Origin of the sequence: Pseudonocardia charpentierae (assembly GCF_031845345.1) — a bacterium.
GTDB lineage: Bacteria > Actinomycetota > Actinomycetes > Mycobacteriales > Pseudonocardiaceae > Pseudonocardia > Pseudonocardia charpentierae.
In genome coordinates, this window is record NZ_JAVREJ010000011.1 from 21841 (window position 1) to 42063 (window position 20223).

The window sequence follows — 20223 nt, forward strand, 5'->3', positions numbered from 1 at the left end:
CTCCTACCTGGGCCTTCTGTTCGCGTCCTGTGTCTCTGGTGGGTCCCGTGTGCTGTGGTTCGTTCCACGAGACATTCCACGACGAGTGTCCTCAATGGATGAGTCCAAGGCCCTCTGCTCGGCGCGGGCTCAACGTGCCACTTCCCCTCCGACGAACCGCGGCAACCGGTTCAGCTCGTCAGTGCATCGGTTGCGCCTGGCTTCACGAGGCGGAATCGGGGCACCCCCCGACCTGCCAGCGACGTCCTTCTCCGGGCCGGTAGTCGTCTCCTCCGCGGTCGGGGAGACGGGCGGGAACGTACCGGGCTGGCTGGACGCTCGGAACTGCGCGAGCACTTCGGTCAGGCGCCGATCGTGTTGCCGGGGTATCCGGTCGGCGATGACGTCGTCGATCAGCCGATCGCGGTGATGGTCACGAGCAAGGCGTGCGCGATCATTGACAGCAGGGTCCAACGCCGCCAGGAGGTCCAGCGGCGGACCTGGTGCTCGTCGAGCCCGGCCAGGCCCTTGCCGGTCTGAAAGGTCTCCTCGATGGTCCAGCGGCGGCCAGCGACGCGGACCAGCTCACGCAGCGGCACGATCTGCGGGGAGTAGCAGCGATAGAACGCCAGCTCACCGGTGGTTTGGTTGCGGCGGACCAGTAGCCACCAACACCCGCTTTCGGTGCCGTCGGCGCAGCCGACGGCACCGCTGTCGGGGGTGAGGGTGATCCAGCCCAGTCGTAGCGGCGTTCGCCTTTCGCGCCCGGTCCGGCGGAGAGCTGCTGCCAGGCCTGTCGGGGCAGCCCTGCGACGAGGGCGTCGGCACGGCTCGGGCCGGCCGGGGTGGGGACGCGTCGATCGCAGCCGATGGCCAGTACGTAGCCGATCTGCTGGGTCTCGCACTCGGCGCGCAGGCTGGGGTCGTTGCCGTAGACCTCGTCGCCGGTTGCCCACCGGGCGGGCACTCCGGCGTGCAGCGCGCGGGTGAGCATGCCGGTGGCCAGGGCGGGCTTGGTCAAGAACTCAATGTCGTCGGGCACTCCTGCCTCGGCGAGCCGGTCCGGGTCGTCAATCCAACAGCGCGGTAGGTAGAGCTCTCGGTCGATCAGGGTGTGCCCGCGCGCTGCGGCGTAGGTCAGGTAGACCCCGACCTGCGCGTTCTCGATCCGCCCGGCGGTACCGGTGTACTGACGCTGCACCCCGACCGTGGCGGTGCCTTTCTTCAGGTCTCCGGTCTCGTCGAACACCAGCACCGCGTCGGTGTCGCCGAGTGCACCGACGACGTAGTCGCGCAGATCGTCGCGAACGCCGTCGGTGTCCCAACTGGCCCGCGCGAGCAGGTACTGCATGCCGTGCGGATCGCGGTCCCCGGCGTGCTCGGCGATGGACCAACAGTTCTTCCGCGGCAGGTCGGCCAGCAGTCCGAGCACGAACCCGCGAACCCGACGGCGAGTCTCGACACGAGGGAACCGAGCAGCCATCCGGTCGAGCAGCCTGTCGCTCTCCGCGTCCCACCGCCCGGCATCTACGCTGTGGCCCGCGGCCACCGCTTGATCTTCAGAAGTCGACACAACAGACGAGGATCACGCGGTGGCCGCTCTACGTCCGAGACCGCCACGCCGCAAGATCACGACCTACGGCTGGAGTACTAGGCGGTGACGGCCGCTGCCGGAGCGCTCGGCGTGGGCCGCGTGCGAAAACCGCACTACTGGTCGCGGACGACGATGGCTGAACGGGCCGGGCTGTCGACATCCTTACGCTTCGCTACTTCTGCCAGCCGATCATCTCCGGAGTTGCGACGAAGAACCGCCCGGCGCCGTAGTTGGCCAGTCCGGTCTTGACGGCAACGATCGCCGGCAGGTTCACCGTGGGCAGTACGCCGTAGGTGCTCAGCGCGGCTGTTTCCGCCTCGGCGGCCTTCGCGAACTGCTCCTCCGGGACGGACAGCGTGTTCACGGACTTGATGAGCTCATCGTTCTTCGGATCGTTCACCCCGGACTTGATCAGGCCACTGTTGGAGCAGTAGACCTGGCAGATGTAGGCGATTCCGAATGGGTCGGACTGTGAGACGCCCGAGTAGAACATGTCGAACTGCTTGCCGATGACGATTTTGGAGAAGTCGCCGGAGGGAACTTGGCGGATGTCCATCTGTGCCCCGATGTTCTTGAGCATCGCGGCGGTGCCGCCGGCAACGGCCTTGCCGACCGCGTCGTCGCCGGTGTTCACGTAGGTGAACTTCAGCTGCTGTCGGTCCTTCACGCGCACGCCGTCCGGATCAACTACCCAGCCGGCCGCGTCGAGGTCCTTCTTGGCCTGCTCCGGATCGAACTTCACGACTTTGCCCACATTATCGGCGTAGCCGTCCTGGAAGGGCAGCATGATCATCGAGCCCTGTGGGTCGGTGCTGTAGTCCAGTCCGTTGAAGTGGAACTTGGCGATCTGCTCCCGGTCGATGGCCGCGAAGATCGCTTTGCGTACCAGTGGGTCGGACAGGATCGGGCTCTGACCGTTGAGCGTGAAGTAGTCGAGCTGTAGCGACGGGCCCTTCCGTATCTCGGTGCCCGGCTGCCCCTGCACCTGCGCGAAGCGGTCCTTACTGCCGACGCCGACAGCGTCTATCTGACCATTCTTGAACGCGTTCACGCTGGCGACGTCCTCCATCGTCAAGAAGGTCCGGGTGTCCAGCTTGCCCGGCTTGCCCCACCACTTCGGGTTGCGCTCGAAGACGATGACGCCGTTCTGCTGGTCGTACTTCTGCACCTGGTAGGGCCCAGCCCCCCATTCGTTGTGCGGAGTGTTGATGTAGCCCTGGTTGTAGACGACCGGATCAGTGACCTCGGGATTGACAAGAACATTGAAGAGGCTCTGCCACCACAGATTAATGCCCTGGAAGGTCACCACGGCCTGCCGGTCGTCCGTACCGCGGACGACCGAGGTGATTCGGTCGTAGCCGTCGGTGGAGCTGACCAGGTAGGCCGGGTCCGCGCCGTTGCTGGTTCTCCAGGTGGACTCGAACGAGCGCCAGTCGATCGGCGAGCCGTCGTTGTAGGTGGCCTTCGGATTGATCGTGTACGTGATCCTGGTGTTCCCGTCGACCGTCTCCTGCTTGACGTCGGTCAAGTAGTCCGGGTTGTACACCGCGTCACCGTCGGGCGTAAAGGTGATCACGACCGGGTTGTACCAGCGCCACACCGTGAGGGTGTAGGCCGTGCCGTCGGTCTGGAACGTGTTGAACTGCGGCGAGATCTCCGGCAGCGACGTGGTGAGGATTCCGCCGTCCCTGATGTTCTCGTAGGGCTGGGGGTTGTACTGGGCCTTCTCGGCGAGCGATTGGGCGGTCTCGCCGCCGTTCCCGTCGCTCGGGCCGGTGCCGCCGCCGCAGGCGACCAGGGCAAGCGACAACGCGGCGATCGCGGCGAGGACCGCGCTCCTGTTCGCGGTTCTTCTCACAACGGACATGATCTGTTCTTCTCTACGAGGTCGACGTATTGCGGACGTTGTATGGCCAGGACGGGTGTCAGCGGAAGTGGCACGCATTGCGGTGATCGGTGTTCGCCCGGCCGGTCAGTACCGGCGTCTCGTTCCTGCAGCGGGCCTGCTGGGTGCTGTCGAGCGTCAGGTGGAGGGGACACCGGCTGACGAAGCGGCAGCCGGGGGAGGAATCGGTCGGGCTGGCCAGGTCACCGCGCAGCAGCACGCGTTCGCGGGTGCGCTCGACCTGCGGGTCGGGCACTGGTATCGCCGAGAGCAGGGCCTCGGTGTAAGGGTGCCTGGGATCGTCGAACACCTCGTCCACCGGACCGATCTCCACGATTCGGCCCAGGTACATGACGGCGACCCGGTCGGAGATGTACCGCACCACCGACAGGTCGTGCGCCACGAACAGGTACGACAGCCCCAGCTCGGCCTTGAGCTCGTTCAGCAGGTTGATCACACCCGCCTGGACCGAGACGTCCAGCGCGGAGACCGGCTCGTCGAGCACCACCAGCGCCGGGCGGGTGGCCAGCGCACGGGCGATGCCGATCCGTTGCCGCTGGCCCCCGGAGAACGCCGTCGGAAAGCGATCGCTGTGCTCGGGGTCGAGTCCCACCAGCTCCATCAGGTCCTCGACCCGCCGGGTGATCGCGGCGGGGTCGGCGGCACGGAGCGCGCGCAGGGGTTCGGCGAGGATGTCGAAGGCGGTCAACCGGGGGTCCAGCGACCCCATGGGGTCCTGGAACACGATCTGCAGCCCACGGCGCAGGTCACGTTCCGTGTCCCGGCCGCGCAGCTCGGCGACGTCGACCCCGCAGACCCGGATCGTGCCGTGCTCCGGCCGCCGCAGGTTCATGATCTCGAGCAGCGTCGTGGTCTTGCCGCACCCGGACTCGCCGACCAGGCCTAGAGTCTCGCCCTCCCGGATGTCCAGGTCGACTTCGCAGACCGCGTGGACCCACCCGATGCGACGCTTGAGCAATGCGCCCTTGAGCAGCGGATAGGTCTTGCTGACCGCGGCGAGCTCGAGCACGGTCGGGCGCTGGTCACGGGCTAATGCCGTCGCCCGCGACTCGGGCAGCGGGGGGAGCGGGTAGACCGGCCGGCCGTCGATCCTGCCGCCCTCGATCCCGTCCGCGCGGATGCAGGCTGCGCTGTGCGAGGTGGACGTGCCCGACACCGGGGCGAGCTCGGGTTCCCGGTCGGCGCACCGGGCGATCGCGATCGGGCAGCGGGGTTCGAACGGGCACCCTGGCGGCAGGTCGACGAGCAGCGGGGGGTTGCCCTTGATCGGTACCAGCGGCGCGCGGGCTGCGGCGTCGACCCGAGGGAGGGCGCCGAGCAGCCCGATCGTGTACGGCATCCGAGGCCGCGCGAACAGCTCGTCGACCGGCGCCTTCTCCACCGGCCGTCCGGCGTACATCACCAGGACGTCGTCGGCGGTTCCGGCCACGACTCCGAGGTCGTGGGTGATGAGGATGAGGGCGGCGCCGGTTTCGGCCCGGGCGAGCTTGAGGACCTCCAGGATCTGGGCCTGCACCGTGACGTCCAGCGCCGTGGTCGGCTCGTCGGCGATGATCAGCCTCGGGTCGTTGGCGATCGCGATTGCGATGACGACCCGCTGTCGCATCCCACCGGAGAATTCGTGTGGGAACGACCGGGCTCGGGTCGCCGCGTTGGGGATCCCGACCAGGTCGAGCAGCTCCACTGCCCGTTTCCGGGCGACGTCCCGATCCAGGTCTTGGTGGACCTGCAGCGCCTCGACGAGCTGGCGCCCGACCGAGAAGATCGGGGTCAATGAGGCCAACGGGTCCTGGAAGATCATGGCGAGCTCGCGGCCGCGGATCTTGGACAGCTGCCGGTCGCTTCGCCCGAGCAGCTCGCGCCCGCTCAGGGTGATCGACCCGGACACCGCGGCGTACTCCGGAAGCAGGCCCATCACCGCCAACGAGGTGACCGACTTGCCCGAGCCGGACTCGCCGACGATGCCCAGCGTTCGGCCCGGGAGCAGGTCGAAGTCGACGCCGCGGACCGCGTCCACGAGGCCGGCCTCGGACGGAAAGGAGACGCGCAGATCGCGGACCGAGAGCACGGGGGTGCTCATGCCCGGCCCCCGGACCGCGAGGTCGGGTCGAGCGCATCGCGCAACCCGTCGCCGATCAACGCCATCGACACGGTCAGCAGAGTGACCAGGCTCGCCGGGAAATAGAACAACCACGGCGCGCTGGACACCGTGTTGGCCCCGTCGCTGAGCATCGTGCCCAGCGAGACGTCGGGCGGCTGCACCCCGAACCCGATGAACGACAACGCCGTCTCGGACTGCACGGTCGCCACCACACCGAGGGTGAACGAGACGATCAACAGTGAGCCGATGTTGGGGATGAGGTGGCGCACCACGATCCGGATCCGCCCGACTCCCATGTAGCGGGCGGCCTGCACGTACTCCCGTTCCCGCAGGGACGTGGCCAGGGACCACACGACACGAGCGCTGAACATCCAGCCGAACATGGTCAGCACGAGGATCAGCACGGACCAGTCACCGTGGGCCCGCTGCGAAACCAGCGCCAGGATCAGGAACGCGGGAACCACCAGCAGGAAGTGGATGACTTCGAGGATGATCTTCTCGGCGAGACCGCCGAGGTACGCCGCCGCCGCGCCCACGAACGCCGCGATCGTCGTCGTCAGTGCCGACACGACGAGCGCGATGACCAGCGACCGCTGCAGGCCGTGCACGGCCTGCGCATAGGTGTCGTTACCGGCGCCGTTGGTGCCGAACAGGTGCTCAGGCGAGGGCGCCGAGCTCAAGTTGGCGAAGTCGACGTCCGTGTAGGTGTAGATGGTGAGCACCGAGCCGAACAAGGCGAACACAATCAGCACTGAGAGGACGGCCAACCCAACCAGCGCGCCCCGGTTCCGCAGGAACCGACGCAAGTAGAGGCGCCGTCGGCTGAGGTGCGTTCGGCGGGCGCCTCGTCCCTTGACCTCGCTCGGCGCGGCCATGTCGTCGATCAGAGGCTCGAGGCCGGGGATGTTGGCGGTCACGCTCCGCTCACCCGCACTCTGGGATCGAGGGCCACCACGGCGAGGTCGGCCAGGATCGCGCCGACCGCGGTCATCAGGGCGCCGAACGCGGCGACGGCGACCGCGCCGTGCACGTCGTTCTTGCTAATCGTCGTCACGAAGTAGCGGCCCATGCCTTCCCAAGCGAAGATCGTTTCGGTCAACACGGCGCCGGTGAACAGGGCCGGAACGGTGAACGCGATCGAGGTGGCGACCGGGATCAGCGAAGTCCGCAGCCCGTGCCGACGGATGGCGGCGGACCGGGTCAGTCCCTTGGCGCGCGCCATCCGCACGTAGTCGGCGTTGATGTTGTCCAGCAGCAGCGAGCGCTGCAACAGGTGGTAACCCGCATAATTGATCACTGTCAGGGCCACGGTCGGCAGGGCCAGGTGGCGCAGCCGGTCCAACACCAGCGGCCAGAAACCGCTGACTGTGGGAGATTGAGAACCCGCCACGAAGAGCAGCGTGCTGTCCAGCGATCGGTTGACCCCGATCGCCAGCAGCACCACCGCCAGGGCCGCCACCGGAACCGGGATGTTCAACGTGATGATGGACAGGGTTTGGGTGAACCGGTCGGCGAGGCGGTACTGGCGGGCGGCGGTGTAGACGGCCAGTGCGATGCCGATGACCGCAGACAAGATCGTCGACAGCAGCACGAGTTGGGCACTGACCCCGATCCGGAACGCGATCTGGTCGTTGACGGCCTCTCCGACAGGGGAGTATCCCCAGTTCCAGTGCAGCACGATGTTGCTGATCCAATTCCACCAACGCACGAGTAGCGGGGTGTCAGGGCTCAAGTCGTACTGCGCAAGGGCGCGGTCGATCTGCTCAGGTGATCGGGGCGGGCGCAGCTGCAGGTAGTTCGCTCTCGGGTCGAGGAACCAGTTCGCCAGGAAATAGGTCAGGTTGGTGGCTACCACAATCATGAGCAACCAGCTGACGATTCTTCGGGCCACGTACCTCAGCACGGCGGTGCCACCCGAAATCGAACCAGGGGTTGCTCGGTGGCCGTGGCCCACGAACTGTCAACGTACTTGATCGCCACGTGCTCGATCGTCCTCGTCGGGGTTCCGCCGTCAAAGACCATGTTGAGATGGGGGCGGCGGCGTACTCTCTCGGGAGACCTCCGACAGCCTCGTGCCGCGAGCGACTCCGACGTGCTTGCACCCGAAGCCACCAAGCGGGCGGCTCCTGGGCGTGTGAACCCGATGGTGTACCTCCGGAAGCGTGGTCGGGCTGCCTTCAGTATGGAGGAGCGGTCATCTACCGGAGCTGATACCGGGTTCTGCAAGGGATGGATCGTCGATCCCGGGCGGTGAGGTCACATGGGCGAGAGTCCAGCGGACGCGACCGGGCAAACTGCAGGTGTACGGATCGAGGAACCGACCCGTGCCCACGTCCCGCATGCCGACTTCGACAGCGAGCCCATGCCCACGTACACGACCACGGCCAGCCCGTCGACCCGTCCAGGGCGGGCATGGACCTTCGGCGCGGTTTGCCGCGATGAGAGCTCTCGGCCTTGGGGGTCACCGCCGAACCGGTAGCCGCCAACCGCTGCCGCCGCCGCGCAGCGGCTCGATGTTCCGCTGCCGGGCGAGGTCGCATACGTGCACTTCGCGTCGATGTCCAGGCCGGCTTCTTCGAGCAGGTGATGAAGGAGGACGCGCAGCGGGCGGCTCGGTGCCGCGGTTCCTGAGCAGGCTGTCCGGCACGCAGGACGCCGGCCTGGCAGCGAGCTGACCGACGTCCACGAGCCTGCCCGTGGTGGATTGCCGGGACTTCCCGCACCTCGCACCATGGTGGTGGACGAGTTGGGAGGTGTCGGGTGAGTGAGCCGGGGCGCGATCTCTACGCCCTGCTGAAAGTGGCGCCAGACGTGGATGCCCGAGAGATCGCCCGGGCGTACCGGCGCCGGCTGCGCGAGGTGCACCCGGACACCCGGGACCAGCTGTCGCCCGGCCCGGACCCCGCCCAGGCTAACCTGCGGGCGCTCCAGGAGGCGTACGCGGTGTTGCGCAACCCGACCCGGCGGGCGCGCTACGACGCGCAGCGCCGGGCGGCGCAGAAGCCGGCGGAAGCGCAGGCAACGGGTATCTCGGTGCCGGTCCGGGTCCGGGCCCACCGACCGCCACCGGAACGGGACTGGCTGATCCGCGTGGGGCCCGTGCGCTCCGAGCCGCCACGAAGCCGATGAGATTCGCGGACTGCGAGCTTGTGCTCTAGGAAACCTCTAGTTACTATTACAGCTATCCGGAGTGGCACACGTGAGCTTCGGTGTCGCTCCGGTGCATCGCGACCAACGTCGACGAGAAGGGAGTGATCTCGCGATGCTGATGCGCACCGACCCGTTCCGAGAGCTGGACCGCCTGACCCAGCAGGTGTTCGGGAACCTGCCGGGCACGTGGAGCAGGCCCACCGCGATGCCCATGGACGCCTACCGCGCCGGAGACGAGTTCGTAGTGGCGTTCGACCTGCCGGGCGTGTCGCCCGACGCGATCGAGCTCGACGTGGAGCGCAACGTCCTGACCGTCAAGTCCGAACGCCGGCCTATGGTGGCGGGCGACAACGTAGAGATGCAGGTAGCCGAGCGCCCGTTCGGGGTGTTCTCCCGCCAGCTGTTCCTCGGTGAGGCGCTCGACACCGAGCACGTCGCGGCCAGTTACGACGCCGGCGTCCTGACCCTGCGGATCCCGGTCGCCGAGCAGGCGAAGCCTCGGAAGATCGAAATCGGCGCCGCCGAGGGCGAGAAGAAGCAGATCAACGCGTGATCGGAGCGGTCCGGAGGTCTACGTCATGATCGCCGAATACGCACCCGGAGCTACCGGAACGAGCAGCCGGCCGGCCGACCTCGCCAAGGTCGTCTGCGCAGATCCGGACCTGCTCGCGCTTGAGTTCGACGCGCTCATGGCGGCCAACTACCCGGATCTCGCGGACCGCCCGGACCCCCGGCCACCGCGCGGGATCGCCCGCCTGCTCACCCGACGCCTGCCGCTGACGCGGCCGTCCCTCCCCGTGCGGAGGGAGCCACCGCGGGTCGCCGACGAGCAGGCGGACGAGGAACGTGCCGGGGCCCGGCAGCGCGCGCCACCCGCGGCCACCCGGGCCGACAGACCGAGCGCATAGGAGGTCGCACAGGAGGTGATGTGTTGACGACGGACCGGGCGGGGCCGATCGCCCTTTCCGCGCACGCACGGCTCGACAGTGCACGAGCCGAAGAACAGCGGACGTTTCCGGACACCGGCGAGCACGAGTCCCGCCGCTACCCCGGCCCTCTCCTGAAACTGCATCGACAGCACGAGACGGGGCCCCGCCACGCGGGGCCCCTCGTCGTACGCCTTCATCACCCCTACCCGAATCGACTGCAACGGCGATCCGCCTATGACGAACCCGAGGTATTCGTGGCCCGGCAATGGTGACCAGGCCGGCCCGCCGTCACGTCGGGCCGTCGACCTCACTGCCACGGCGGCCAGGGTGCGAGCCGCGGTCCAGGGCCGCGCGGGCGGCGTCCACTTTCTCGGCTGCCCGCATGGGACGTCCGTTCAAGCCCGTCGAGGAACCAGCCGTGTCGATCGGCAAGTGGCCATCGAGCACGCCGGCAATGCCGTCGCTTCCGGCCAGCTCGCCCCCGTTCCCCCTTGACCGACCTCGGCGCCCCGCAGCAGGCTGATGTGTGACCGCAGGTGGTCGCGCGACGTTTCGCCTACTCGGCCCGGTCGCGGTGCTGGACCCGGCCGGCACGCACCTGCCCGTGAACCAGGTCTTGGCCTCGATCCCCTCTGGTCGGTGGACGAGCTACTCCGACGTCGTCGAGGTCATCGGGTCCCATCAGGTCGCTGTTGGCACGCGGCTTGCGTCCGTGGTCACCCCGAACGCTCACCGCGTCCTGAAGCGCAGCGGCCAAATCTCGCCGGACTTCCGGTGGCCCGATCCGAAGCGGGCCGACAATCCACGCGACGTGCTCACAGCCGAGGGGATCCGGTTCAACGGCTCGGGTCGAGCCGACCAGGAGCAGCGCCTGACCGCTGACGACCTTGCAGCGCTGATTGCAGACGAGGACCGCGACAGCTGAGCGACGGCCGGTGTCGCTTCCTCGACCAATCCGGAGTGCTACGAGCCTCGACGCCTGCCCATAGCTGTCAGGGCCGTCCAACACTGATAGCGACTGTCGCCTAGAAGGCTGTGACTCAGAGGGCGACGCGGGGTACGTAGAGCACCGCCCTCGGCTGGGCGTACTGCTCGCTTACGAGCCCATGACCTGTGGAATCGCGGTCATGAGCAAGAGGGCCCGCGCCAGTGCGTCAAGTGCGAGATCGACGTGGATTGACTCGTGGATTGAGTTCGTGCCACATCGCATTCCACGAGGCCGCCAAATCGGACACTCGATCAGTCGCAGAAAGTGATAACCGCTGGTAGTGGATGGTGCCCCCGGTAGGATTCGAACCTACGCCACCGCCTCCGGAGACCGGTAGATCTCGTGATCGCGAGCGACTTTCGGCGTTCTACCTGGGCCTTCCGTTCGCGTCTTGTGTCCCTGACGACCTCCTCTGCGCTGTGGTTCGTTCCACGAGGCAGTCCACGCCAACTGTCCTCAGTGGACGACTTCGAGACCCTCGTGCTCGGCGAAGTCGGCGAAGTCCTTGATGTTGAAGGTGGCGAGGGGGAGCCCGCGTACGAGGCAACAGGCGGCGATCCACGAGTCGTTCGCCGGGCGCGGTCGGCCGCGCAGCTGCGCGTAGGCCTGGATCTCGCCCCAGCGTGTGGCGACGTGCTGGTCGTAGGGGAGGACGACGAGTTCGCCGAGGAAGGTCCGCATCGTCTCCAGACTTCGCGGACCCCAGTGGCGGACAAGGGTCCACTTGGTCAGCTCGCCGTAGGTGACGAAGGTGATGGCGATGGTGTGGCCTGCGAGTTGCCGGGCGAGGGTGTCCGAGGAGCGGCGGCGCAGGAGCGTGGACGCGACGTCGGTGTCGACGACGACGACGCTCACGCGAGGCCGGCGCGCCGGGAAGCGTAGAGGTCGGCGAGGAAGGCCTCGTACTCCTCGTCGGACTCGAACGGGTCGACAGCTGCGGCCAGGTCGTCGACCGAGGTGATCGGCTTGATGCCCTGTCGGCGGACGAGTTCCTCGGTCGGCACGAAGTTGTCCGCCGCCCAGTCGTCGGGATGCTCAGGTGTGCTGGTCACGGGTCACCTCCGATCCGGCTCATCATCCCACCTGCGTTGTAGTCCCCTGACGCTGACTCGCCGCCCGACGCAGACCGTCAGCTTGGCCATCTGCGTCAGCTCGCCACGCCGCCTGCCGTGCGCTCGGGTCGGCGGCAGCCCGGGCAATTCTTCGGCTTCCGGCCACGGACCACGACACGGTCGAAGCTCAGGCCGCAGGTCTCGCACACGAGGACCTCGATCGTCGGGTTGGCGGGTTCGGCATTGTGGTTCGGCGGCGCCACCTTCCGTCGAGGTTTTGTCGGCGCCGTCAACTTGGCCTGGTACGCGGTGGATCGATTGCGGAGGTCGTCGACGGATTCCGGGCGGGCCGCTTGCTCGCCGTAGAGAGCGAGTCCTCGCTCTACCCACCAGATCGCCTGCTGCCAGTCCTTGGCTTTCTGTCGTCGAATCGCCATCTGACGGTAGGTCTCAAGGACGGGAACGCTGCTGAACTTGGCGAGGAGAGCGGCCCGGATGCCGTCGTTTCTGCGTCGTGCCGCATGCACGTGTCGTCGTACTCAGTCAGTGCGGAAGAGAAGACGTCGCGCGACCGGTACAGACGATCTTCGAGCTCGCAGAACATGAAGTGGCGGTCGATGGGGTCGGGATCGTGCTCAAGAAGGCGTCGAAGCTCGCGGATCGCTGTCAGCGGATCGCTCGGCAAGTGCGCATCGATCCGGCGAGTGCTGCGGGCGGCGGGGGCAGGGGGCCGTCCTGCCGCATGCCGCCACCGACAACCACTCCGGCAGGGGCGATCGATGCCCCGTGGCGGTTCTGGAGCTCATGTAGTCCTGATCGGTAGGTCTTGGCGTCGTCGCGGCACAAGTACCCGACCTTCGTGCCCTCGATCGACACCGGGACGGCGTTCGGGTTGTCCCTCGGCGATTGAGGATCGATCGAGCAAGCCCATGTAGCTCTTGTCACCTGGCGCAAGTGATCCGCTCGTAGGCGGTCTGTAAGGGCCCGAATGACCGTTCGGTCGGGATCTCCCGCCATGCCACCCCCGTGCGGTACTTCCACGCGATCGCCTCGATCACCTGCCGGTGATCACGCCACCGCCCACACCGCTGTGGTGTCCGATCGGGCAGCAACGGCTCCAACCACGCCCACGCCTCATCCGAGAGAACCTGCCGATCAGCCACAGACTCGATCATCACCCACCCAAGCGGCAAGATCCGTCAGACACTCCTAGTACCGCAGCGGCCCCGGGTCGGGGCCGGGCTGGAACCCGAGACATAGGGGCCCGCGTCGGTCGAGATGGGGTGGACTTCCCGACGACCTCGACCCCCGCTGGTTCCTACCGTTCCCCCGGTCGCCGACCCGCGGCGCACGAGATCGGTCAGGCCGCGCCCGGCGCGCCACCACCTCAACCGGAGGACACCATCATGAGCACCATCACCCGATTCCTCGGTCGCACGAGCCGGATCTTCGCGACCACGGCGATCGCCGTCGGGCTCACCGCAGGGCTCGCCGCACCGGCATCCGCCGCCACCCCGCCCCGGGCGAAGATCGCCATCACCCAGGTCCCCGGCACCAAGCAGTTCAAGGTGTCGATCGTGGGCGTCTACCCGATGACCCAGGCCGACGCCCAGGGCTACCTGAACAACATGGGCGAGGGAGGCATGGAGTTCCGCATCTGGGGCCACGACCCGAACGGCGACCTCCCCCGGTTCTCCCGGCGCTTCTTCGGTCTCACCGCCAACAACACCCCGACCACTGCCGCCCTGCACGCCACTGCCGATGGACTGCGCTACGCCCGCACCGTCGTGGTGAACCGCGGCACGCTCAACGAGGACGACGACTGGGCCGACCACGTGGACGAGATCTACGTCATCGCCAAGTTCATCGACGGCGACGGCGGAATACGCACCGCCAAGAGCAACGTGTTCAGCGGCTGGTTCTAGCTAACCCACCAGCCCGGAGGGACAGAGGAGGACAGTGCGGGGACCGGACGAGTCACATAGAGTGAGAACGTCCTGGCCGTGAGAACTGCGGGTGCCCGCGAGTACACGGAGAGCACCGCCCCCTGGAAGCGAGCGCCTCGACCTCGAACTCTCGCGCGGGCTGCGACGCAGGAAGGCTCCGACCAGGGTCTTTGCTGAGGCAGAACCGTCTTCCGCGCCAGCGCCAGCGAACGCGAGCCCGGTGTGGAATGCTTCGTGGAATGAGTTAGTTCCACGAAGCATTCCACGAGGGTGCTTCAGAAGTTGTCATCACGGTTACGCTGAGTGATAGACGCAGGTCGAACTTGGTGCCCCCGGTAGGATTCGAACCTACGCCACCGCCTCCGGAGACCGGTAGATATCGTGATCGCGGGCGTCTTCCGCTGTCCTACCTGGGCCTTCTAATCGCGGCTTGTGTCCGTGGCACTCTCCTGTGTGCTGTGGTTCGTTCCACGAGGCATTCCACGGCGAGTGTCCTTACAGGACCGTCGAGCCTCGTGGCGACGATGTGAGTGGGAAGGTCTTGGCCTAGTCGAGGCAGTTGGCGGCGATCCGCGCGTCGTCGACGGGCCGCGGCGGCCGCGAAGCCGGGTCTGGGCCAGCTCTCGCGTCAAGTTGGGGCCGTTCGGACTGCCCGTACTGTGAGTGGAGCGTTACGTGCACGAGCCGAGCAGCTCGGTGTCCAGGAAGATGTGACCGAGCGCCACCCAGGCGGATCCGTAGTAGGTCGGCTCCCGCGTATTGAGCTCGGCCGCGACGCGCAGTCGGTCGTCGGAGAGCTGCTCTTGGCCCGCTGCTTCGGCGGCGCCAGCGACCCCGACGAGCACAACGGGATGGGTCCAGTCGACCAACGGGGTGCCGTCGAGCGAGTAGCCGGCGACGCTGTCAGCGTCGGGTCGATTGAGCTTGGGCAGCAGCTCGGCGGCGAGGGCGCGGTCGGCGGGGTCGCATGATTCGGCCATTCTGATGGGCAGTCGAGCTGCGTCGAGGCCGAAGCGGGGTGGTCGGTCGGATGGGTCGGCCTGTGGTGTCGCGGTGCCGGCGACATCGACATGAACCCAGTCCGGGGGTAGCAGGCCGGTGCCGATCAGCTGCCAGACCAGCGCCCGTTGGGTGCGGGAGGCGTTTGCCCAGCGTGAGTCCCCAGTCACGGAGGAGAACAGTTGCTCGGCCCGCGGGCTGAAGTAGCTGGGGTTCACCGCAGTGGGGGTGGCGGACGCCCAGGTTCCGCCGGTAAGCAGGAGCCCGGAGCCCTCGATCGCAGCGCCGGTGGCGGGGGTGGCCGTGTTGGGGGCCAGCAGGTCGGTGCCAACCGGCACGGTCTCGGCGGCGAGTACTGCTGCGGCCAGCTCCCGGCCAGCTGCGGTGAGGTTCGGGTCGGCGAACCGCTCGCCGGCGAGCACCAGGGCGCGCGCGGTGTCGATGTCGGCATCGCTGGCGCTGTTCTGGTCGACGACGGCGTCGTCAGCCCATCGCCAGGACAGGAGCCCGTCGGGGCGCTGAAGGTGCTGTCGGGTCCATCTCCACACAGCCTCGAACCGCTGCCGCTCACCGAGGGCGACCGCGATGAGCAGGGCGTAGGCCTGGCCCTCGCTGACGGTGTCGCCGCCCTCATCCCGGCGGACCACGCGGCCGTCCGGGTCGACGTAGGTGCGGAGGAAGGACTGCCCGGTGGCAGTGGCCGCGGCCACCGGATCCGTCCCACCGGCGTACTGCCCGTCTCCCGCCTTGTCACCGGCACACCCGGCGCCGCTGAGCAGGACGACCAGGGCCACGCCGAGCGCCAGCACGGGGCCACCTCGCCGGTCGATCACCCTCATCGTCGGCCGGACGTAGTGTCGACGGTCACCACGGGGCCCTGACGCACGACCGCCACTGCAGAGGTTCGCCGGCTGCCTCGGCCCCGGTGACGAACGCCCGCGTTCGGGTGGCACGCATCAGGCCGCCTCTGCCCGGTCCGATCGGCCGAGCTCGGGAGCCGAGCGCGGGGCGTCCGGAATCGCGTGCACCACCGGGCCCTGCGGGGTGTCGGTGAGCAGCAGCGTGACCGCGGTCGTGGACGGCACCCGCGTGGTGAGGCGCCACTCCCGGTCTCCGGACTGCAGCCACAGGGTCCGCTCGCCGGCCCGGACCTGGGCGTAGCCGGTGACGAGCCCGTAGCTCACGCCGTCGGCCAGCACCGCCTTCGGCCCGCCCGGGTCGTCGACCGCGAGCGTCACCACACCCGGATCGCGGGCGCCCTCGACCAGCCGCACCTGGCCGAACCCGCGGGGGGCGACAGGCGGGTCGTCGGGCACGAACTGGGCGTTGACCGAGGTCCCGTCCGCGGCGATGAACAGGGCGAATGTGTAGCTACGGTCAGGTAGCACCTGCACGACCTGGCGCGCCACCGAAGGGGACGCGGGGTCCGCCGCGGGGCGGGTGGCGAGGATGTAGCTGCCCGGAGGCAGCGATCGGTACCCCGCTGGCGTCGCGTAGCCGCCCGTCCCGAGCGAACCGACCGGTCGGCCGTCGACCCCGAGCACTTCCACCACCTCCGGAACACCGGTCCTGCGGAGGTCGGCCACCCGCAACCGGGCCGAGGGCCCCGCCTCGACTGCAGCATCCGCCCCAGGCAGGGTGACGGTCGGGGCGGCGGCGGGGAACCGGACGAGCAGCCCGCCCGGTACTGGCTCGACGACGTCCGGTGCATACTGCCCGGACTGGGCCTGGAAGAAGGCCGTGATTCGGCCCTGCTCGGCTCCGTCGGTCGCCAGGTGCAGCTGCCGGCGCGGCATGCCCGCGGCGTCCTCGCCGGGCATCGCCGGTAGGTCGCTGAGGGAAACCGGCTCGCGCGCGGTGAGTATCCCGAGGGTGGTGAGCAGGCGCGGATCGGCCCGACCCGACCGGAGGATGGTCAACGCCGGTGCGGCGGAGTTGTCCAAGCGGTCTGCCAGCAGCTCTCCGGCCGAGGCGGTGGGCGTGCCGGCACCGAGCGCCGGGCTGGCAGCTCCGGGCGGGTTGATGCGACGCAGCTCAACCCGGCCATCGCCGGCCCCGAACACAGCGACCGGCGTGGACCCCGCGACGGCGTCGGCAAGCTGCCCGGTGGGCGCTGTGCCCGCCCGCATCGACGGGGTCGACACCACCCAGTCATAGTCCCGCCATCCGCGGCGTGACCAACCCTGGACCTCGGCGTCAGTGTCGAGCTTGTAGAACCAGACCACGTCGCGTCGGTCGCGTCCCTCCGCGACTAGATCGACCCAGATCGCGTCGTCGACAATGAGGCGATCTTCAGTCGGCACGTTGGTGGTGATCCACTCCTGCGCCCTGAGGAGCGGAGCGTCCGCGTCGACGGTGAGCAGGTGACGCAGAACCGGTGTCCACACGATGCCGGCCGACATGCCGAGCGCCGTCATTGCGGTCAGCGTCCCCACCAGCATGATCCGCCGCAGCGGGTACCGACCCGTCCGGTTCTCCCGGGCCCAGCCCAGCGCCGCGTCGGGCACCCCAGCCACCAGCAGAGCCACCAGAGGCAGGGCCGCGATGACGAACGGGGCCGGCAGGTAGCCGTCGCGGACCAGGATCACGGACAGAAGCACGATCCCGGTCGCAATGGGCTGCAGTCGGCGGACGGCCAGTGCGGCGGCCGCGGCCGGAAGTGCCGCGGTGAGCAGCACGGGGTCGAGAACCCACCAACGCTCGAAGGTGGTGCGGTTGAGGCTGGCGGTGTCGAACACACTTCCGCCGCTGTCTCGGCCGTAGAGCTGGAACTGCACCGCGTCGATGAGGCTGACGTGACCCGGGCCTGGTATGAGCTCGCTGCGAACCGCGGCCATGAGCAGGTACCCGGTAAGCATGAGGCCGAGTACGGTCACGACGACGGCGGCCGCGTACCGGCGGGTCGCGCGGGCCGCGCGGGTCCACGCCAGCATCAACACCGCCGGCAGCAGAAGCAGCATCGTCTCCTTGGTCAGTACCGCGACGCCGAAGCACGCCGCACCGCCGAACGCTGCCGAAAGCCTCTGCTGCGGCGAGCAGAACAGCACCAGAGCAGCCAGCAGCCAAGCCGTGGCGATGTTGTCCAGGTACACCGTGCGGCCGAGTTCGACGGCCAGCGGCGACATCGCGAACACTGCCACGGCCGTCGCCGCTGCAGCCAGGGACAGGCCGAGCCGCCGGGCGAGGGTCCACAACAGTGCCGCGGTGATCACCGCGACGATCACCATGAATCCGCGACCTGACGCGACCGCTGTGGAGGCGGCGTCCGGCCCGCCGGTCAGCAGGAACCACCCGGCGATCTGCAGCCAGCCCAGTGGGGGATGGTCGTACCAGTAGGTGTAGTGGGAGAGCTCTCCGTAGTGCAGCAGGGCGTAGGCCTGCGCGACGTAGGTTCCTTCGTCGTCGATGCGCTGCGGTGCGCCGGTGAGGTTGATCAGCCGTACGGCTGCGGTGAGCAGCAGGAGGACGCCGACCAGCATCGTCGGTAGGTGCCGCATGGCGTGGTGCTGCCACCGCCGCACCGGTGTGCGAGCAGGTTGCTCGGTGGGCGGGATCGCTCGTGGTGAGGGCAAGACCGTGGTCACGCGGCAACCTCCGTCGTCGCAGTCGTCATGGCAGCGGCAGGTGTCGCAGGGGCGGTTGTCGCGGCGCTGCGGTGGACGTTGGAGTGCGAGGTCTTCTCCCAGCCGCCCTGTCCGCGGGCTTCCCGCCACACCGAGCGCAGTGCGGCGAAGGCCAGAAGCACCTGGTAGGGGAAGGTGCCCAGGATCAGCCGTAGCACGTCGCGGAAACGGACCCGAACGCCGAAGGCGCGGCCGAACTCGTCCAGTCCCGCCGCCTCGACAGCGAGCGTCACGATCGTCGGTGTGAGCGGCAGGAACGTCAAAAGAGTAACCGGGACCGGTACCTTGACGAATAACATCGCGGCCAGCGACACGGGGAGCAGCAGCCCGGTTGCGGCCTGCAGAAACGGCATGGCCAGGGTGTACCGAGCGAGCCAGCGCTGCCGCCGGGAGGGCAGCCTGCGCCACTCGCCCTTGCGCAGCACCTGCAGGAACCCCTGGTCCCACCGCGTCCGCTGCTTCACCAAAGATTTCACAGTGTCCGGGGTTTCCTCGCGTGTCACCGCCTGTGGGTCGTAGGCGACGGCAACCCGGGCGCCGGAGGCCGATAGCCGCACGCCGATCTCGCAGTCCTCGGCCAAGCACTCGGGGTCCCAGCCGCCGTGGTCGCGCAACAGCTCCGTCTTGGTGAACACCGTGTTCCCGCCGAGCGGGATGAACCGCTGCTCCGCGTGAAAGTGCAGCCGGGAGCGAAACCAGAAGTAGTACTCCAGGCAGTTGCGCAACGACCACCAACTGCTCTGCACGTTCATCAGTTGCACGCCGGCCTGAACGACGTCGGCGTCGGCCTCCTCGAAGCGGGCCTCGACCAGGCGAAGCAGGCCCGGGTGCACCTCGTCCTCGGCATCGAAGACACCGGTGATCTCGCCCCGGCACTCCGGCAGCGCAGTATTGAGCGCCTTCGGCTTATTCTTCGGCACATTGTGGTCGATCACGACCCGAATGCGGTCGGGGTGCCGCCGCTCCGCGGCGCGCGCAACGTCCTCGGTCTCCGGGTCGTCGTGCCCGATGATCGCGATCACCTCATAGTCGGGATGATCGAGCGCGGCCAGCGAGTCAAGGGTGTCCCCGAGGACCTCCTGCTCGTGCCGGGCTGGGAGTAATAGCGAGAACGAGCGGTGCCGGCCGGCGTTCCGCTGGGTGAACCCGGTGGCGATCAAGGCGCTCGGGGTGCGCCAGGCATGCAGCATCCACCACAGCGTCGTTCCGGCGACAACCGTGAGCGCCAGCGACACCACAACGAGGACCGCGCTCAGTACCAGTTGTCCCACGCTCATCCCCTCACCGGGCGACGCCTGGATCGAGGTCGAGTCATCAGCCAACTCATCCGCCGCCGGGGCCCCCTGCACACCCTCGGCCCGGGGAAGCAGCCCACCCGACCAGCCGGTCAGGTCCTCGGCGGCAGGGATAGGTGCGGCCTCGACTGCAACCGGTGCTCCCGGTTCGGCTGCATTAGCTGCGGGTCCAGTGGGAACGACTGGTGCGGATTGCGACGGGCCAACTGAAGCTGAGGTGATTCCCTCCCCAGGCAGCGCGCTCAGCAAGCACAACAACGCGAATCCAAGCACCAGGGCGGGAACCCGAAATGGCCCCACCAGGCGCGCTAAGGCCAGGATCTTTGAACGGGAATTGAACGAGCGCTCCATGAGTATCCTGAGTGACGGAATGTGGATCGCGGCGCTGCGACGGTCATCTGAAACATCGCACCTCCTCCCTTGATCGATACAGGATCCATGGACTTGTAACATGGATCTCAGCGACGAATGATCATCGGGGTTGGGAGGCCATCGCACGTGCAAGATCGATCGCTGCGGTCGCATTGACCGCAACCCGGCAGTTAAGCCGCGTCGACTTGGCGATCGTGGGATGTTGCTTGACACGCGCCACTACCGGGACCCGGGTGCGCCGATCAGGGCGTCGCGTTCGATGTTCGAGCGTCCGGCCAGGGCAGGGTGC

At 68.1% G+C, this 20223-nt stretch carries 16 protein-coding genes and 1 pseudogene; 5 read left to right on the forward strand and 12 right to left on the reverse strand.

Translation table 11 applies throughout. From position 1 onward, the window contains the following. Positions 1–392: 392 nt before the first annotated feature. The 5 genes and pseudogenes from RM445_RS16310 to RM445_RS16330 all read right to left on the reverse strand — a co-directional run bounded on the left by RM445_RS16310 (position 393) and on the right by RM445_RS16330 (position 7471). Positions 393–1528 (reverse strand): annotated as a pseudogene (locus RM445_RS16310) (IS701 family transposase). Between the two features lie 217 nt (positions 1529–1745). Further along, complete coding sequence (locus RM445_RS16315) at positions 1746–3431, reverse strand: ABC transporter family substrate-binding protein (RefSeq protein WP_311557241.1); 1686 nt, start codon at positions 3429–3431, stop codon at positions 1746–1748. A 67-nt stretch (positions 3432–3498) separates the two neighbouring features. Next, positions 3499–5559: an ABC transporter ATP-binding protein gene (locus RM445_RS16320; protein ID WP_311557242.1), complete on the reverse strand. Its 2061-nt coding sequence runs from the start codon at positions 5557–5559 to the stop codon at positions 3499–3501. Then, positions 5556–6497, reverse strand: a complete 942-nt coding sequence (locus tag RM445_RS16325; RefSeq protein ID WP_311557244.1) for an ABC transporter permease — start codon at positions 6495–6497, stop codon at positions 5556–5558. The genes RM445_RS16320 and RM445_RS16325 overlap by 4 nt, the downstream gene beginning before the upstream one ends. Then, positions 6494–7471 carry an ABC transporter permease gene (locus RM445_RS16330; RefSeq protein WP_311557245.1) on the reverse strand — a complete coding sequence of 326 codons (978 nt, stop codon included), beginning with the start codon at positions 7469–7471 and terminating at the stop codon, positions 6494–6496. The genes RM445_RS16325 and RM445_RS16330 overlap by 4 nt, the downstream gene beginning before the upstream one ends. An 869-nt stretch (positions 7472–8340) precedes the next feature. Between RM445_RS16330 and RM445_RS16335 the strand changes: the two genes are divergently transcribed. The 4 genes from RM445_RS16335 (at position 8341) to RM445_RS16350 (ending at position 10584) form a co-directional block, all read left to right on the forward strand. Further along, a complete protein-coding gene (locus tag RM445_RS16335; RefSeq protein ID WP_311557246.1) occupies positions 8341–8709 on the forward strand; it encodes a J domain-containing protein in 369 nt (122 codons plus the stop codon). Positions 8710–8842: 133 nt separating this feature from the next. Beyond that, on the forward strand, positions 8843–9283 hold the full coding sequence (locus tag RM445_RS16340) for an Hsp20/alpha crystallin family protein (protein ID WP_311557247.1): 441 nt from the start codon (positions 8843–8845) through the stop codon (positions 9281–9283). Positions 9284–9308: 25 nt separating this feature from the next. Then, positions 9309–9638, forward strand: coding sequence for a hypothetical protein (locus RM445_RS16345; protein WP_311557248.1), 330 nt, complete (start codon positions 9309–9311; stop codon positions 9636–9638). Between the two features lie 547 nt (positions 9639–10185). Further along, entirely contained in the window at positions 10186–10584 is a 399-nt protein-coding gene (locus tag RM445_RS16350; RefSeq protein WP_311557250.1) for an MGMT family protein, read from the forward strand. A gap of 519 nt (positions 10585–11103) precedes the next feature. On the opposite strand, the gene RM445_RS16355 is transcribed toward RM445_RS16350, so the two are convergent. The 4 genes from RM445_RS16355 to RM445_RS32400 form a co-directional block, all read right to left on the reverse strand. Further along, positions 11104–11502 carry a type II toxin-antitoxin system VapC family toxin gene (locus RM445_RS16355; protein ID WP_311557251.1) on the reverse strand — a complete coding sequence of 133 codons (399 nt, stop codon included), beginning with the start codon at positions 11500–11502 and terminating at the stop codon, positions 11104–11106. Beyond that, positions 11499–11699 (reverse strand): hypothetical protein, encoded by a 201-nt coding sequence (locus RM445_RS16360; RefSeq protein WP_311557252.1) that lies wholly within the window; start codon positions 11697–11699, stop codon positions 11499–11501. Before RM445_RS16360 ends, RM445_RS16355 begins: the two co-directional genes overlap by 4 nt. A gap of 95 nt (positions 11700–11794) precedes the next feature. Next, positions 11795–12226: a hypothetical protein gene (locus RM445_RS16365; RefSeq protein ID WP_311557253.1), complete on the reverse strand. Its 432-nt coding sequence runs from the start codon at positions 12224–12226 to the stop codon at positions 11795–11797. Positions 12227–12640: 414 nt separating this feature from the next. After that, complete coding sequence (locus tag RM445_RS32400) at positions 12641–12874, reverse strand: transposase (protein ID WP_397469333.1); 234 nt, start codon at positions 12872–12874, stop codon at positions 12641–12643. Positions 12875–13105: 231 nt separating this feature from the next. Between RM445_RS32400 and RM445_RS16370 the strand changes: the two genes are divergently transcribed. Then, positions 13106–13624, forward strand: coding sequence for a hypothetical protein (locus RM445_RS16370; RefSeq protein WP_311557255.1), 519 nt, complete (start codon positions 13106–13108; stop codon positions 13622–13624). Between the two features lie 692 nt (positions 13625–14316). On the opposite strand, the gene RM445_RS16375 is transcribed toward RM445_RS16370, so the two are convergent. The 3 genes from RM445_RS16375 to RM445_RS16385 all read right to left on the reverse strand — a co-directional run bounded on the left by RM445_RS16375 (position 14317) and on the right by RM445_RS16385 (position 19913). Beyond that, entirely contained in the window at positions 14317–15453 is a 1137-nt protein-coding gene (locus tag RM445_RS16375) for a glycosyl hydrolase family 8 (protein WP_311557257.1), read from the reverse strand. Positions 15454–15600: 147 nt separating this feature from the next. Continuing rightward, on the reverse strand, positions 15601–18228 hold the full coding sequence (locus RM445_RS16380) for a glycosyltransferase family 39 protein (protein ID WP_311557258.1): 2628 nt from the start codon (positions 18226–18228) through the stop codon (positions 15601–15603). Beyond that, positions 18225–19913, reverse strand: a complete 1689-nt coding sequence (locus RM445_RS16385) for a glycosyltransferase (protein WP_311557260.1) — start codon at positions 19911–19913, stop codon at positions 18225–18227. The genes RM445_RS16380 and RM445_RS16385 overlap by 4 nt, the downstream gene beginning before the upstream one ends. Between the last annotated feature and the right edge of the window lie 310 nt (positions 19914–20223).

Excerpts from the sequence above, each read along its gene's own strand:
- RM445_RS16320 (WP_311557242.1), bottom strand. The coding sequence starts at position 5,559 with ATGAGCACCCCCGTGCTCTCGGTCCGCGATCTGCGCGTCTCCTTTCCG.
- RM445_RS16340 (WP_311557247.1), top strand. The coding sequence starts at position 8,843 with ATGCTGATGCGCACCGACCCGTTCCGAGAGCTGGACCGCCTGACCCAG.
- RM445_RS16345 (WP_311557248.1), top strand. The coding sequence starts at position 9,309 with ATGATCGCCGAATACGCACCCGGAGCTACCGGAACGAGCAGCCGGCCG.
- RM445_RS32400 (WP_397469333.1), bottom strand. The coding sequence starts at position 12,874 with ATGATCGAGTCTGTGGCTGATCGGCAGGTTCTCTCGGATGAGGCGTGG.
- RM445_RS16370 (WP_311557255.1), top strand. The coding sequence starts at position 13,106 with ATGAGCACCATCACCCGATTCCTCGGTCGCACGAGCCGGATCTTCGCG.
- RM445_RS16385 (WP_311557260.1), bottom strand. The coding sequence starts at position 19,913 with ATGGAGCGCTCGTTCAATTCCCGTTCAAAGATCCTGGCCTTAGCGCGC.